This is a genomic window from Roseofilum capinflatum BLCC-M114, from assembly GCF_030068505.1.
GTDB classification, from domain to species: domain Bacteria; phylum Cyanobacteriota; class Cyanobacteriia; order Cyanobacteriales; family Desertifilaceae; genus Roseofilum; species Roseofilum capinflatum.
This window is the reverse complement of the sequence record NZ_JAQOSO010000004.1, coordinates 34,981-49,917: the sequence shown is the minus strand read 5'-3', so window position 1 is coordinate 49,917 and position 14,937 is coordinate 34,981. Positions and strand designations below refer to the sequence as shown.

The following is a 14,937-nucleotide window of genomic DNA, read 5'->3' as shown; positions in this document are numbered from 1 at the left end:
CAAGCGAGTAGTGGATTGTTTCAGCTAAAATAGGGCAATAGGGTAGGGTGGGTTAGGCGGCTAAAACCTAGACTCTGACAGCAATCTATCAATCCGCCGTAACCCACCATTTTAGGGTTGTCACGGCTCTTCGTGCTTACTACAAACAAAGCCCTATTTTAGTCGAAACAGTCCAGTAGGGTGGGCAGGAGCATAACCAAAATGATTCAAATTTTACCAGCATACCCTGCCCACCTTACCGCTATCTTTTGGTTGATTACCAGGATTTGATATTATATGATATTTGGTGAATCAGGTGTCATTGCGACCGCAGGGAAGCAATCGCCAAATCTCCCGATATTGCTGAGATTGCTTCGTTCCGCTCCGCTCCATTCGCGCTTCGCGCAAGCTTCGCTAACGCAATGACATACTATAACTGATCCAACGGACTTGATATAACTGATCTAACAGACGTGATATTACCTCTGAAACAAAAATACTATACTAAACATTATGTATCAGCTCAAAGCAATTATTATTGGCGCTGGCATTGGTGGATTAACTGCCGGAATTGCCCTTAAACAAGCCGGATACGACATTGAAATTTATGATAAGGTGGGGGAATTTCGCCCAGCCGGTGCAGGAATTTCTTTATGGTCAAATGGGATTAAGGTTCTGAATTGGTTAGGGTTGGGGGAAGAGATTGCTAAAATTGGTGGAACAATGAATCGGATGGAGTATCGCACCCATCAAGATAATTTGTTAAATTCGATTGATTTACATCCCTTAATTGCCCAAGTTGGACAGCGCCCTTACCCGGTTTCCCGGACAGAGTTACAAGCTTTATTATTACGAACTATTGGCGAAGAAAAGGTTACCCTCAATTGTAAATGTGTCAGTGTTTCTGAAGATGAAGATGGGGTAACTGTCTATTTTGAAGATGGCAGGACTACCCATGGAGATGTGTTAATTGCTGCTGATGGCATTCACTCGATTATTCGTCCAATGGTGACGGGAGAGAGCAGTGAGCCTCGATATGCGGGATATGTGAATTGGAATGGGTTGGTAGATGCCAAGATGCAGGAGGTTGATCGAGAGTGTTGGGTGATTTATGTGGGAGAGGGAAAACGAGCTTCCCTGATGCCCATAGGGGGCGATCGCTTTTATTTTTTCTTCGGCTGTCCCCTGGAAAAAGGCACAACCGTTGCCCCAGAACATCGCCAACAGGAATTAGGGCAAATTTTCCAGGGATGGGCAAGTCCCGTACAAACCTTAATTCAAACCCTCAATCCCTTAAAAACCAATCGCTTAGAAATTCATGATTTAAATCCCCTCAACACTTTAGTGAAAGGACGGATCGCCCTACTCGGAGACGCAGGTCACGCAACTACTCCCACGTTAGGCCAAGGAGGTTGTCAAGCCATGGAAGATGCGGTGGTTTTATGTCGCTATTTAGTCACAACAAATGTGAGTGTGGAAGATGCTCTAAAACGCTATGAACTCGATCGCAAAACCCGAACTTCTGAATTAGTGTTAAAGGCCAGAAAGCGCACCGACACCATTTACGGAAAGGATAGGGCAGTCACTCAAGCCTGGTATGATTCCTTGAGCCAAGAATCGGAACATGATGTGATTGATGCCTTGGCTAAAGTCATTTTAGGAGGAGTTTTTAATTGATTTTGAAAGGCACTTAAAGATAACTGCTTTATTCTTTAGATTTCGGCTTCTGGTGAGGAGCAAAAGGATTCACCACCTGTAAAAAATCTTTTGGAGGGCCAAGAACAGGTTTGGCAGAGGGTGCGGGTTGGGTAGGACGCGCTTCACCCATACCTAAATTACCTTTTTCTAAAGTTCCCACAACTAAAGACCCCACATACTCGGCGCTGGTATAGGCTTTTTCAATACAGTTATGGATATTGACTAAATCTTCGTCATCAATTATGCCATTGCTGGTGGCTTTATAGAATTGGACGGTGATCCGGATGGGATAGTCGGGATCTCGTTCGAGTTTATGATTTCCAAGTTCTAAATGTTCCCCTTCATCTTCCCCATGGCCAATGACGGCATCTTCCATATCGCTGGATCTCGATCTCAAGGTTATCCCCCGCTCCTTCTCGTCTACCATAAAATCACAGCCGCCAGCATAGGCAAGATCTTGTTTTTGCTTCAAGGGAACTTGCACAATCATGACCCTGTTTACATCTTCGGCAACGGTGACTTGGTTGCGAGCTTCTTCTAGGGAAATGCCTTGACGATTGGCGAGTTCTTGAGCTTGGTTGTCTTTGTAGTCGCTGAGACGCTCTCCGGTGAGGCAAGTTTTTTGACCGTTGTTGTTGAAGTAGACATTTTGTCCCCATTGGGCGCGATCGCTGCTATTATCCAGTACAGTCGCACTACTTCCTTCTGTGGTGATGAGAATCGCGAGAACGGCGGGACTATCTTGGCGAGACTGATAATTAAACAGAACCGGGTTAAACTCGCATTTCCCTTGTTGAGGAATGGGCAGAAAGCAAGCTTGAGCGCTGACTAAAACATGGGTATCCTGATCTGTGATGAGGGGTTGATTTTCGGAATTATATTTCTCTGGATAACTAATATATTGAGAAAGATGATTCAGGTAGAGTTTAAGCGGAATTGCCTCTAAGGGTTGTCCTTGTTCGTTGCCAATTTTCAGGTGGACATACTCTAAAGGCACATCGCCGGTTTTATCGGTAAAATTGGGATAGCGAATGACGGGTAAGAGTTCTCTCTTTTGGGAGTTCTGGCCATGGCGCACTTGTAGGGTCATATCGGTAATGTTGGGCCCCCAGACTGAACCGGCAGTCCGCGCCGTATCTTCCCACATGACGTTAACGACATTGAGTCCGAGGATACGGACGCGATCGCACAGTTGACCATCTTGGGTCATCCGGACGACTTTGTTAATCGTCGTTTCAAAATCCTGATTGCTATTGGTCATGGATCGTTAACCCGAATAAATGTTAATTGCCCCTCATCCCCCAGCCCCCTTCGGCTACGCTCAGGGCAAGCCTTCTCCCGCAGGCGCTGTCCTGAGCGAAGTCGAAGGGAGAAGGGGAGCAGAAGTCCCTCTCGGAGTGGGAGAGGGCATTTCCAGTTGCACAACTCATTGAGACTAGCTCTATTATAAGATCGATGATTTCTAGAACTGCTTTAGGACTAACCTTAGTTGGCTCTCTGTTCCTTTTCGGATGCGAAGAACCTGCTGATCCGGAGATTCAACAAGCTTCATCAGCGATGGCTCAGATGGCAACACCTAGAATGCTCTCGCGTTCCTGTTTTTATCTAGTTTATCCCAATGGTAAGCCGTCAGAGTTTGTCAGTTATTTGTTTTCTAGCTTAGGTACAGCAGAATGGCCGATCGCTTTTGATGAAATGGAAGAGGAGCAGATGAAATCGGTTCGCATGACTCCTTTACCCAGAACGGTGAGAGTTTCGGCGCTGAAACGAGAACACCCCCAGGAGAAAGAGTTAGTGTTAATTCCCGATGATGAGAATAATCAGATTATCGCTCAGGGATATTTAGCGGATGAAACCGATCCTACCTTGGAAACGGAGTGGAATTTGGCGATCGCCACGCCGGATGAGGCAACCCAACAATTGTGTCGCTCCAATATTGAGTTAGGCATTGATGGGGGAATGCAGACGGAGTAAATTGAATCATCAATTAACTTTTGAAAAGAGGATTTTTAGAGTACCATAGGTAACAAAGCTATCTTCACCGAATAAAGCTATGAACGTCAAGAGAGACCTACTACTCACTCCCCTCTTGAGTGCTGGAGTATTGAGTTTTACCCCCATGGCCTTGGCTGCGAATAATGAATTGCCTAATGGTTGGATCGTGCAGGTAGAAGGGACAGGGCAACTTGAGCGCCAAGATGGACGTAGAGTTACGGCTCAATTAGGAATGCCGGTATTTGCTGGCGATCGCGTCCTAGCAACGGAGGGTTCGGTGTTGGTACAATGTTTGAATTTAGCTTGGCAGGCGATCGCCCCAGGAGAAACTCAGCCGAATACTTGCATCAGTAACAATGATACAGCTACCAACGATCCTGAATGTTCTACGGATTCCTATGGTTGCCCCCATCGAGGCGATAAAGATTTTCAACTCTATGCTGATGTGCCCTATATTATCAGTCCTCGGCGCACATATCTGATCAACCCAACGCCTCGCTTGCGTTGGCATTCAGTCCCCGATAGCGAAACGTATACCGTCATTTTGAAAGGGGATGGGGTAGAAATTTGGCGCACCACAGTAGAAGAAAATCAAGCCGTCTATGGTGGAGATCGCCCTCTGGAACCTGGAATCAGTTATACTTTACACATTGAGACCGATCGCGGCGCTTCCTCTCTCGATGCACAACCGATGGCTGGAGGCATTCATTTCCAAATTCTAGAGCCGGAAAAACAAGCTGAATTCTCCTTAAAAGAAGCCGAAATTCAGCAACAGTCCCTCGATCCGGTGTCTGAACATCTAGCTTTAGCACGGTTGTATTTGAACTTTAACCTAATGGCTGAGGCGATCGAACATTTAGAAGCAGTTGTGAGTCACGGGATCGGGGGAGCCAGCATCTACCGAGAATTAGGAGATTTATATTTATTTAATTTGGGGCTGGTTCCTCTCGCTCAAGAGTATTATCAGCAAGGGTTGAATCAGATCGCTTCAGATAATTTAGAAGATCGAGCCGAAATTTCCTATAATCTGGCACAAGTTTACCAAGCTATGGGCGATCGCCCCCAAGCCCTCCATTGGCTCACCGAAGCCCAACAGGGATATGAAATGTTAGGATATACCCAGAAACTCGAAGAGATTCGTAAAGCATTACGCCTTTTAGAATAATTCTTATTTTAATCTCATGACTTCTTGGCCTCAACGATCTCAGATCATTCATCTGTGTTGGATCGGTCTTTTGAGTCTATCGGTTTGGCTTTTTCCGGTGATGTTTTGGGGTTCCACTTTTTCCACTTTAGCCGTAACTGTGCATGAAGTGCCTAACCCCAGACAAACCCATGGCGGTTGGGTGACAGACATGGCTAATGTCATCAGCGAAAATGCTGAAAATAAACTCAATCAAATGATTACCGATTTAGAGCAGAACACTCGTGCTGAAATTGCAGTCGTTACCGTTCCCGATACTTCCCCTTCACCCACACCGAAAGCCTTTGCCACAGAGTTGTTTAATCTCTGGGGAATTGGAAAAGCTCAAAGCAATAATGGGGTTTTATTGTTAGTTGCCGTAGAAGAAAGGCGAGTAGAAATTGAAACCGGTACAGGGTTAAGCCAACGTTTACCCGATCGCCAAGTACAAGAGATTCTGAAACACAACATTGTCCCCCACTTAAAACAGAATCGTTACGATCGAGGGGTTTTAGTGGGAACCCAGGCGATCGTCAAGCATTTGCAAGGCAATCCTTTCTCTATTTCGACCTTACCTCGTCCCCTCATGATGCTATCAGCGATCGCTGGATGTACTGGGCTTATCTTTTTTGGCGTAGAGGCTAAGAGGAATCGTTATAGAATCCCTACCCATATTACCCTATCTCAATGTATTACCGTTTTTAGTCTTACCTTCATTCTCTACAGTCCTTTAATCTACGTTTCAATTATTCGATATCCCGGCTCGGTTCTACCGAGCTACCTCGGATATTTACTATTGCTCAATGCCATTTGTGGCTTGAGTTACGATTGGACAAAATCTAAACAAAAATCCGTCTGGTTAAAAGAAAAAATCATTCAGTTCATTTTGCTATTGATTGTCTGGGTGCTGCTCAATCAAGGTATAGGTCTTAAAGAACCGATCCTGACACCGGACTTGATTGCCTATTTTCGCAGGGTAACCCAGGTCTTGGTTAACTACATTGGACTGTTCAAGTTAACATTGATTATGACTACTTTTTTAGGGCTGGTGGCTGCTTTTCCTCGTCATTTACTCAAATCTTCACGTTCTCGCTCTTCATCCCATCGATCTAGAGGAAGAAACAGCTCGTCTTCTACTTCATCGAGTGCAGATTATAGCTCCCATTCAAGTAGTAGCGATCAGAGCAGCAGTGATTCAAGTAGTAGTGATTTTGGTGGGGGAAGTAGTGACGGAGGAGGGGGAGGTGCAGACTTTTAAATCGGTTGCCTCTATTGCCCAAAGCACCTGCCCAAGCCTGCTGCTAAATCCTTGCCCCCACTAACTCTAGTTCTAGGGTTGTATTTCCATTCCAAGTATTCTCGCGCAAGCTGTAGGCGATATCTAATCTCGATGGCAGGGGAAAATAGTCGTGCCAACGCCAGGCGATCGCCTTTAAGATTCGTTTAGATTTTTCTTCTGTTAAGGTTAGCTTAATATGGCCTTTCCCTACGATTTTTTGTTCCAAAATTCGCACATCTGGAGTCCAGAAAATGGGTAAATCATTTTCGATGCCACAGGGATGTAAGCGATCGATTTGATGATATAAATCTAGATCTAATTGGCTAAACTCGGCTAACCCATCAATGCGGACTAAGGGTTTCAACCATTGCGGTTGTAAACAGTGATGGGCAAACTCGCTCAGTTGTGCTTGAAAAAGGTCTAAGTTTTTCCGGGGTAAGGAAAAGCCTCCAGCCGCTTTATGTCCTCCATATTTGCCCAACACAGAATCACAATATTCTAAGGCTTCAAACACATGAAATTCCGGAATCCCCCGTGCTGAACCCCGGATGCAATCTTCATCTTCATGAGTGCCAATAAAGACGGGAACCCCATATCGCTCGACTAAACGGGAAGCGACAATGCCAATCACTCCATGATGCCAACCGGGTTGAACTAAGAGCAATACTCGGTCATCATAAAGAGATTTTTTTTGTGGTTCAATGATCTCAATCGCTTCCTGGGTAATCTGTTCGCAGAGTTCTTGCCGACGGCGATTAATTTGTTCGCATTTCATCGCCTGTTCTAGGGCAATTCCGGGTTCATCGGTGGTCAATAATTCGATAACAATTTGTGGATCGGATAAGCGTCCGATCGCATTAATCCTCGGCCCTAAACGAAAGCCAATATCTTCGGGTTTCAAGGTTTTCTGGCGATCGTTGACTCCAGAGACTTGAATTAAAGCTTGTATTCCGGCTAATTCGGAATGGGGTAAACGACTTAATCCCCGCTTTAACCAACGACGGTTCACCCCGGTTAAGGGTGCAAGATCGGCGATCGTACCTAATGTGAATAATTCTAAACAAAGGGGATAAATGGCTTTGGCCTGTCCTAACTCTTGGGCTAAAGTAATGGCAAGAATGTAGGCTACCCCAACTCCGGCCACTGAAGCGTAGGGAGAGGTAACTGGTAAGAGTTTAGGATTTAAAATAGCTGTTGCTGGCGGTAATTGGCTGGGTAGTTCGTGGTGATCGGTAATAATCACCGTTAAGCCTAATTCAATGGCCCGTGCAATGGGATCATAGGCCGCAATTCCATTATCTACCGTGAGAATAATCTCTATCCCGTCTTGGTGAAACTCTTCTACAATGCGGCGATTAATTCCATAGCCTTCGCTCATGCGACTGGGAATGGCATAATCGACCTGAGCGCCTAAATGCTTCAAGCTGCGTAATAAGAGGGCGGTACTGGTCATACCATCGGCATCATAATCTCCACAGATAGCAATTTTTTGTCTTTGGGCGATCGCCTCTTTCAGCAACGCCACACTTTTTTGTAAATCGGGGAATTCTGCCAAGGGATGGGGAAGTTGCAGTTGATCCGGATTAAGATATCTTTGGGCTTCCTCCAGAGTTTCAATCCCTCGATTGTGCAATACCTGGGCAATTAACGGAGATAAATTCACCTGTTGGGCAAAGTGTTCAACCTCTGGAGCAGGCTGAAAAATTTGCCATCGTTGCTGAGGCGTTCGAGCCACCGTTCCCAAACGTCGGGTTAAGGTTTTGGGGCTAGGTGTGGAGGAAGAGCGAGCAAAATTGGGACTATCCATCAAACCGTGATGCCAGATACATCTGGGTTTAGCCTATCATTCCTGGGTCTCAAACCCCGTCATTGGCCGGTAGGGTGGGCAGGAAAAGGCGGCAATATGATTCAAATTCTACAAGTCTACAAGCAGATCCTGCCCACCAAGGGTGCTGATTTACGGTTGCCTGAGAAAATCACCCAGAGATTCAGGGGTTATCTGGGTGCTTGCTTCATCAAGTCTTGGACTTGTTCAGCATGGTAGGAACTCCGAGTCAGGGGAGAAGAGACGACTTGCAGAAAGCCTAATGATTCTCCGAATACGCGCCAAGCGTCGAATTCTTCGGGAGGGACAAACCGGTTCAGGGGATAATGTTTGGGAGTCGGTTGCAGATATTGACCGATAGTGAGGATATCGCAGTCTACTTCACGTAACTCGGCCATCACTTGGCGCACCTCTTCATCGGTTTCCCCGAGTCCAACCATGATCCCTGATTTGGTGTAGATTTGGGGGGAGAGTTGTCGCGATCGCCTTAAAACCTCCAAAGAACGCTGATAATTCCCTTGGGGACGAACGCGCCGATACAGCCGAGGAACGGTTTCTGTATTATGGTTGAGAACCTCTGGACGAGCGTTCAAAATCGTCTCTAGAGCCTGCCAATTACCACAGAGATCCGGAATCAATACTTCAATCGTGGTTTGGGGCATCAAGGCGCGGACAGCCTCAATACAACGGACAAATTGACTGGCCCCCCCATCAGGTAAATCATCCCGATTAACCGCCGTAATTACCACATGCTTGAGTCCCATCCGATGTACCGCTTCCCCTAACCGTTGGGGTTCAGTGGGGTCAAGGGGTTGGGGCTTTTTCTCAAAGTCTATATCACAATAGGGACAAGCCCTTGTACAAGCGGGCCCCATAATTAGAAAGGTCGCTGTACCGGCATTGAAACATTCACCGATGTTAGGACAGGACGCTTCTTCGCAAACTGTATTGAGGCCTAAATCGCGGAGGGTCGTTTTCACGTCACCCACTCGCTGCCATTGGGGAGCTTTAACCCTGAGCCAATCTGGTTTAACCGTCACCGTACTCTTTTTCCTGTGTTGAGTTACTGACGTTTATCCTAACAAGATTGGGGAATTTTTACCTCAATGGGGCGATCGCATGTTATCATCGGATAACCTACATAGTTTACCGGGATGTAGCGCAGCTTGGTAGCGCACCTCGTTCGGGACGAGGGGGCCGCAGGTTCAAATCCTGTCATCCCGATTCAAATCCTATCCCCCCTCAATAACGGGAAAAGAACCGTTAAGCTAAACAATTGTCCAACGTTATATCCAACCATGCAAACCCTCGATCCGAGTATTTCTCAACAACAAGCTGATCCTGACATCCCAGGAGATTCCCCCTTAGAAATTGCTGGCAAAACCTTTAACTCGCGCCTAATGACTGGCACAGGTAAATATCGCTCCTTTACCGAAATGCAACAGAGCATTGTTGCCAGTGGTTGCCAAATTGTAACGGTGGCAGTGCGGCGGGTACAAACGAACGCCCCTGGCCATGAAGGATTAGCGGAAGCCATTGATTGGCAAAAGATCTGGATGTTACCCAATACTGCTGGCTGTCAAACCGCAGAAGATGCCGTGCGAGTTGCCCGACTGGGGCGCGAAATGGCCAAACTACTGGGTCAGGAAGATAATAATTTTATCAAGTTAGAAGTGATTCCCGATCCTAAATATTTGCTCCCCGATCCCATCGGGACTTTGGAAGCGGCCGAGCAACTGGTGAAAGAAGGATTCGCCGTTTTGCCCTATATTAATGCCGATCCCTTGCTGGCCAAACGTTTGCAAGAAATCGGTTGCGCTACCGTGATGCCTTTGGGGTCGCCTATTGGTTCTGGACAAGGGATTAAGAATGGGGCAAATATTGGCATTATTATCGAAAATGCGACTGTGCCGGTTGTTGTGGATGCCGGTATCGGTACGCCTTCAGAAGCAGCAACAGCGATGGAGATGGGCGCTGATGCTTTATTGATTAATACGGCGATCGCCCAATCCGAAAATCCTCCGGCTATGGCCCATGCTTTCCGGTTGGCCACAGAAGCCGGACGAGTTGCCGCAGTTGCCGGGCGAATTCCCATTAAGGCCTATGCCAGCGCCAGTTCTCCCCTAACCGGTACAATCAACTAAACCTCAATTGATTTCATGGCATTGCCTGGAACAGGACAGGGGACTAGAGGAACGGCTTAAGCGAAACGTTCCTTAACTCGACCTACCCCACGGTTTCTTCACCCCGTGGGGATAGGGAGCGAAAAAACTCCCACAGAGACTCAAACTCTGCTACCATTGACGCGAGTAGAAATGGCATGGCCAGGGAAAGACCTAACCTGAGTGGCCATTTTCTGTCTCACCCCTCCTTGTCCACATTCAACCGGTTCAGGGTAATCAGCGCCATGGCACAACCTAATCCAGCAGAGATCACCGAGGCTCTTAACAGTGTCCTACAACCCCAAGGGGTTACCGCTAAAGCACTGGTTAAAGAAGGCTGTTTACATATCCTCCTGGAAGGGGAAACGATACCCGAACAGGAAGAATATGCGGCGATCGTTCATGACGAAATCCTCAATATGGGTATTGACTCCTTCCCTACCCTACAAATTTATGGCCGCCAAATAGGAGCTAAAAAACCGAGTTGGAGTGAAACTATTGATCTCTTGCAAGGGAAGGACGATGAGGACGATTTACCGAACTTTGCCCTTGACGATCCCGATGATGATATGAATTCTTATAATGATAACGATCTTGATGGTGCAGAGCCTCTAGAGCCAGAGCCAGATGAATCTGAAGAGCCGAAAAAATCAGGGGCTAATAAGTTCTTACCTTTATTAGCTATCCCCATTATTGCTCTGATTGGTGGCGCGGTTTGGTGGTTTTTCCTGCGTCCCTCTCCAGCCCCCATCACCCCGGCAACTGCTCCAGAAACGGCTCCTGAGCAAACCACCACGGAAACGACAGAACCGGAAGCCGTCCCTGAAAGTCCTGCATCCGTTCCCCCTGCTTCTACCAACCCTTGGAGAGATGGTATTAATATCGCTACGAGCGCTGCTGAACTCGCACAAACGGCAAGCACCCGTGCTGAGTGGGAAGAAGTGGCGAGTCAATGGCAGCAAGCACGAGATCTTATGGATCAAGTGCCAGAGGATAGTGAAAACTATGGAGCGGCACAGGAGCGGGTGATTACTTACGATGAGAATGCCAATTCAGCTATGATCTGGGCCGATCGCAGTAATTAAAGAGGATAACCCCGAATGTAGGTATTTTGGGGCTGGAAAGCCCCCTCTCCCGTGGGAGAGGGGGTTGGGGGTGAGGACTATACCGCATGAGAGACAGAAGAATTATATTACCTATTTTTTCAGCAGCGATCGCTCAAAATTCTTACCCTTGAGCATCCGGTTCCAGTACAGGAACGGCAACCCATAGCGTTTCAGCAACCACATACTATAGCGTTCCTCCATCGGATCGAGAGGAAACGTCGGACTCGGATTCTTATCATAATCAAACTCAGCAAAAATCACCTTGCCATACCCCGTCACCAACGGACAACAAGCATAACCATCATACTGACTATTCAACGATTTAGACTCCATCAGAGCCAACAAATTCTTCACCACCACCGGCGCTTCTGAACGCACAGCCGCCGCCGTTTTCGACGTAGGCAAAGAAGACGCATCCCCCAAACCAAACACATTCGCATAGCGATTATGCTGGAGGGTAAACTTATCTACATCGATCCACCCTTTAGCCGCCCCTTCCGTACCCGCTAAAGGACTATTCTTAATAAAATCAGGAGCGCTCATCGGTGGACTCACATGGAGCAGATCGAAGGGAATACTTACTGACTCCACTCCCTCATCTGTCGTCACCTCAAAAATCGCCTCTTTGGGGTTAGTTTTAACCGCTTTCAGGTTATATTTAACTTTCATCTCAATATCTTTGCGGTTCACAATTTCCATCAAGGGTTTGGCATAGGCAGGAACCCCAAAAATTCCCCCTGTTGCTGTACAATACATGATCTTCGAGCGATCGCGAACCCCATTTTTCCGGAATGCTTCATCCGCTAAATACATAATCTTCTGGGGCGCACCAGGACATTTAATCGCCGTCCCTGGATAAGTAAAAATGGCTGTCCCGCCCTTAAAATTGCGAATCATCTCCCAAGTTTTCGGGGCTTGCTCAAAAGCATAATTACTACAAACCCCATTTTTACCTAACGTTTCCGGCAATCCTTCCACCCATTCCCAATGGATTTGCAGCCCCGGACAAACCACCAAATAATCATAAGAAATTATCGCTCCATCCTGGGTAATGACTTGATTTTTATCCGGTTTAAATTCCTGACAATAAGCTTTAATCCAAGTCGCTTTTTCTGGAATACATTCCTTTTCCGGTTTCTCCGTATCTTCAGCAGCATAGGCTCCTCCACCCACTAATGTCCAAGCGGGCTGATAATAATGCTTGTCTGACGGTTCAATAATCGCCACATCCAAACTAGAGTTTGCATTTAACAGTTGAGCTGCTACCGTAATTCCTGCCGAACCTCCGCCCACAATTACGATTTGATGATGGGTTGAATTTGCCATAATTTCTCGATCTATACTGAAATAGTTTTTGGGTTACCATAATAACGCAATCTTTACCCATTAAAATTTAAGAAAAGATAAAGAAACCTCTTGAATTCAATTTTAAGTATTTCCTCCTCTTGCCCATTCCCTATTCCCTATTCCCTATTCCCTATTCCCTATTCCCTATTCCCTATTCCCTATTACCCATTACCCATCCATCATTCCTCATCCAAGGAATAATGAGTTTGTTCTCGAATATACTCAATGACTTCATGATAAGCTTGCTCGTTATTTTTCGGATGTAAAACAATTTCTGTCTGACTATTGGGCAACCAAAAAGTGAGCTTTTTATTCCCTGGATGATAGGCAAATAGACTGATTTGAATCAGATTAATAAAATAATCATTGCGTTCATAGTGAAACTTGAGCCAATTCTTATCCTTACGACTATCTAAACAGTGATGAATATACTTTTGCACTTTTGAGTAACTTTCAGAGTCGCCTTGGGGAGTCAGAACAATGGGGGTATGACTGTCGGGTAACCAAAAGGAAATTTTACCATTAGTGGCACAAATAAAGGTATCAATGCGGTCTAAATCGATCACATAAATCTGACGTTCAAATGGAATTTTAGCCCAAAATGCCACCGGTTTACCTCCAGATGATGCTTACACTAAATTGGCTGGAAGTGGAGTTTCAAGAGCAGAATCTTGCTGTAGTTCTGGCGTTTCTAAAGGTTCTCCTCTATAGTTTTGGGCTGCTTGAATAAACCCTTGAAAGAGGGGATGGGGATGGCTAGGACGAGATTGAAATTCAGGATGAAATTGACAGGAAATAAAGAAGGGATGTTGAGGATATTCGACGATTTCTACTAACCGCCCATCGGGAGAAGTTCCACTAATGACATATCCGGTTTCTAACAAAAGGTTGCGATAGGCATTATTAAATTCATAGCGATGGCGATGACGTTCATAAATGACTTCTTTTTGATAGAGTTGGGCCGCTAAGGTATTGGGCAAAATGCGGCAAGGATAGAGTCCTAAACGCATGGTTCCGCCTAAGTCTACTACATCTTCTTGTTCGGGTAGTAAGTTAATGACGGGGTTGGGGGTTTTGGGTTCAAATTCGGCACTATGGGCATGGGTTAAGCTGGCTACATTTCGCGCCCATTCGATGACGCAACATTGCATTCCTAAGCATAAACCCAGAAAGGGGATTTGATGAACGCGGGCATATTCTACGGCTTGAATTTTGCCATCTACGCCGCGAATACCGAAGCCTCCAGGGACAATTAAGCCATGGATACCTTGGAGATGTTGTTCATATCCGTCTTGTTCTAAGTCTTCTGAGTTAACCCAGCGAATATTAACATGGGACTGAATGGTAATGGCGGCGTGGCGTAGGGCTTCAATGACGGAAAGGTAGGCATCGGTGAGCTGGATATATTTACCGACGATCGCCACGTCTAGGGAGCGAGTAGAATTAGAGAGACACTGGACGAGGCTTTGCCATTTCTGGAGCTGGGGAGGACGCTGTTCTAAGCGCAGTCGGTCGATGACTTGGGTGGCTAACCCTTCTTGTTCCATTCTTAAGGGGACTTCGTAGATACTGCTGACATCTTGAGCGGGGATGACGCATTCTACAGGAACATCGCAGAATTCGGAGACTTTGGATTTTAGGGAGTCGGGTAGGGGGCGATCGCAGCGACAGACTAAAATATCAGGTTGAATGCCAATCGAGCGCAATTCTTTCACGGAGTGCTGGGTGGGTTTGGTTTTCATTTCTCCAGCCGAAGGAATCCAGGGAACCAGGGTAACATGGATATAGATAACTTGATTTCGCCCTACATCTTTACGGAATTGGCGAATGGCTTCTAAGAAGGGTTGAGATTCAATATCACCAACGGTTCCGCCAATTTCGGTAATGAGTACGTCGGGGGTGGAGTTGCGAGCGACGCGGTGAATGCGTGCTTTGATTTCGTGGGTAATGTGGGGAATGACTTGTACGGTTCCCCCTTGGTAGTCTCCCCGACGCTCTTTATTAATGACAGCTTGATAGATGGAGCCTTGGGTGACACTATTGAGGCGAGACATGGAGGTGTCGGTAAAGCGCTCGTAGTGTCCCAAGTCGAGGTCAGTTTCTGCGCCATCTTCGGTGACGAAGACTTCCCCATGCTGAAAGGGACTCATCGTGCCGGGGTCTACATTAATATAGGGGTCAAGTTTGAGAATGGAGACGGAATAATCTCGTGATTTGAGCAGTCGTCCTAAACTGGCGGCAAGAATTCCTTTGCCAATACTGGAAACTACACCCCCGGTGACAAATACGAACTTGGTCATTTCCCGAACTCTACCCTACTTCTTGCGCTTCCCATTTATTGTGCCATATCGCGATCGATCATT

The 14,937-nt window shown here is 46.5% G+C and carries 11 protein-coding genes, 1 tRNA gene and 1 pseudogene; 7 read left to right on the top strand and 6 right to left on the bottom strand.

All coding sequences use genetic code 11. The annotated features are described in order from the left end of the window. The first annotated feature begins 492 nt into the window (after positions 1-492). The gene (gene hpxO / locus PMG25_RS01485; protein WP_283765141.1) at positions 493-1,656 is read left to right on the top strand and encodes an FAD-dependent urate hydroxylase HpxO; all 1,164 of its coding nucleotides are present in this window, start codon (positions 493-495) and stop codon (positions 1,654-1,656) included. Positions 1,657-1,684: 28 nt separating this feature from the next. Here the strand turns inward: hpxO and PMG25_RS01480 are convergent, their stop codons facing one another. After that, complete coding sequence (locus PMG25_RS01480; protein WP_283765140.1) at positions 1,685-2,938, bottom strand: hypothetical protein; 1,254 nt, start codon at positions 2,936-2,938, stop codon at positions 1,685-1,687. Between the two features lie 194 nt (positions 2,939-3,132). Here PMG25_RS01480 and PMG25_RS01475 point away from each other — a divergent pair, with 194 nt between their 5' ends. The 3 genes from PMG25_RS01475 to PMG25_RS01465 all read left to right on the top strand — a co-directional run bounded on the left by PMG25_RS01475 (position 3,133) and on the right by PMG25_RS01465 (position 6,113). Next, the gene (locus PMG25_RS01475; RefSeq protein ID WP_283765139.1) at positions 3,133-3,651 is read left to right on the top strand and encodes a hypothetical protein; all 519 of its coding nucleotides are present in this window, start codon (positions 3,133-3,135) and stop codon (positions 3,649-3,651) included. Between the two features lie 79 nt (positions 3,652-3,730). Further along, positions 3,731-4,837, top strand: a complete 1,107-nt coding sequence (locus PMG25_RS01470; RefSeq protein WP_283765138.1) for a tetratricopeptide repeat protein — start codon at positions 3,731-3,733, stop codon at positions 4,835-4,837. Positions 4,838-4,853: 16 nt separating this feature from the next. After that, positions 4,854-6,113, top strand: a complete 1,260-nt coding sequence (locus PMG25_RS01465) for a TPM domain-containing protein (RefSeq protein WP_283765137.1) — start codon at positions 4,854-4,856, stop codon at positions 6,111-6,113. Between the two features lie 43 nt (positions 6,114-6,156). On the opposite strand, the gene recJ is transcribed toward PMG25_RS01465, so the two are convergent. Next, positions 6,157-7,941 carry a single-stranded-DNA-specific exonuclease RecJ gene (gene recJ / locus PMG25_RS01460; RefSeq protein WP_283765136.1) on the bottom strand — a complete coding sequence of 595 codons (1,785 nt, stop codon included), beginning with the start codon at positions 7,939-7,941 and terminating at the stop codon, positions 6,157-6,159. A gap of 188 nt (positions 7,942-8,129) precedes the next feature. After that, positions 8,130-9,011: pseudogene (gene lipA, locus PMG25_RS01455) on the bottom strand (lipoyl synthase); the annotation flags it as partial. A gap of 98 nt (positions 9,012-9,109) precedes the next feature. On the opposite strand from lipA, the gene PMG25_RS01450 reads away from it, so the two are divergent. The 3 genes from PMG25_RS01450 (at position 9,110) to PMG25_RS01440 (ending at position 11,206) form a co-directional block, all read left to right on the top strand. Beyond that, positions 9,110-9,183 (top strand) — tRNA-Pro (locus PMG25_RS01450). A 74-nt stretch (positions 9,184-9,257) separates the two neighbouring features. Further along, complete coding sequence (locus tag PMG25_RS01445) at positions 9,258-10,103, top strand: thiazole synthase (protein ID WP_283765135.1); 846 nt, start codon at positions 9,258-9,260, stop codon at positions 10,101-10,103. A 263-nt stretch (positions 10,104-10,366) separates the two neighbouring features. Then, the gene (locus PMG25_RS01440; RefSeq protein WP_283765134.1) at positions 10,367-11,206 is read left to right on the top strand and encodes a hypothetical protein; all 840 of its coding nucleotides are present in this window, start codon (positions 10,367-10,369) and stop codon (positions 11,204-11,206) included. A 111-nt stretch (positions 11,207-11,317) separates the two neighbouring features. On the opposite strand, the gene PMG25_RS01435 is transcribed toward PMG25_RS01440, so the two are convergent. The 3 genes from PMG25_RS01435 to pyrG all read right to left on the bottom strand — a co-directional run bounded on the left by PMG25_RS01435 (position 11,318) and on the right by pyrG (position 14,874). Then, the gene (locus tag PMG25_RS01435; RefSeq protein ID WP_283765133.1) at positions 11,318-12,553 is read right to left on the bottom strand and encodes an NAD(P)/FAD-dependent oxidoreductase; all 1,236 of its coding nucleotides are present in this window, start codon (positions 12,551-12,553) and stop codon (positions 11,318-11,320) included. Between the two features lie 200 nt (positions 12,554-12,753). Continuing rightward, positions 12,754-13,182, bottom strand: coding sequence for a hypothetical protein (locus PMG25_RS01430; RefSeq protein ID WP_283765132.1), 429 nt, complete (start codon positions 13,180-13,182; stop codon positions 12,754-12,756). 21 nt (positions 13,183-13,203) lie between these two features. Beyond that, the gene (gene pyrG / locus PMG25_RS01425) at positions 13,204-14,874 is read right to left on the bottom strand and encodes a CTP synthase (protein WP_283765131.1); all 1,671 of its coding nucleotides are present in this window, start codon (positions 14,872-14,874) and stop codon (positions 13,204-13,206) included. Positions 14,875-14,937 lie beyond the last annotated feature (63 nt).

Excerpts from the sequence above, each read along its gene's own strand:
- recJ (WP_283765136.1), bottom strand. The coding sequence starts at position 7,941 with ATGGATAGTCCCAATTTTGCTCGCTCTTCCTCCACACCTAGCCCCAAA.
- PMG25_RS01480 (WP_283765140.1), bottom strand. The coding sequence starts at position 2,938 with ATGACCAATAGCAATCAGGATTTTGAAACGACGATTAACAAAGTCGTC.
- pyrG (WP_283765131.1), bottom strand. The coding sequence starts at position 14,874 with ATGACCAAGTTCGTATTTGTCACCGGGGGTGTAGTTTCCAGTATTGGC.
- PMG25_RS01470 (WP_283765138.1), top strand. The coding sequence starts at position 3,731 with ATGAACGTCAAGAGAGACCTACTACTCACTCCCCTCTTGAGTGCTGGA.
- PMG25_RS01445 (WP_283765135.1), top strand. The coding sequence starts at position 9,258 with ATGCAAACCCTCGATCCGAGTATTTCTCAACAACAAGCTGATCCTGAC.
- PMG25_RS01475 (WP_283765139.1), top strand. The coding sequence starts at position 3,133 with ATGATTTCTAGAACTGCTTTAGGACTAACCTTAGTTGGCTCTCTGTTC.
- PMG25_RS01440 (WP_283765134.1), top strand. The coding sequence starts at position 10,367 with ATGGCACAACCTAATCCAGCAGAGATCACCGAGGCTCTTAACAGTGTC.
- hpxO (WP_283765141.1), top strand. The coding sequence starts at position 493 with ATGTATCAGCTCAAAGCAATTATTATTGGCGCTGGCATTGGTGGATTA.
- PMG25_RS01435 (WP_283765133.1), bottom strand. The coding sequence starts at position 12,553 with ATGGCAAATTCAACCCATCATCAAATCGTAATTGTGGGCGGAGGTTCG.
- PMG25_RS01465 (WP_283765137.1), top strand. The coding sequence starts at position 4,854 with ATGACTTCTTGGCCTCAACGATCTCAGATCATTCATCTGTGTTGGATC.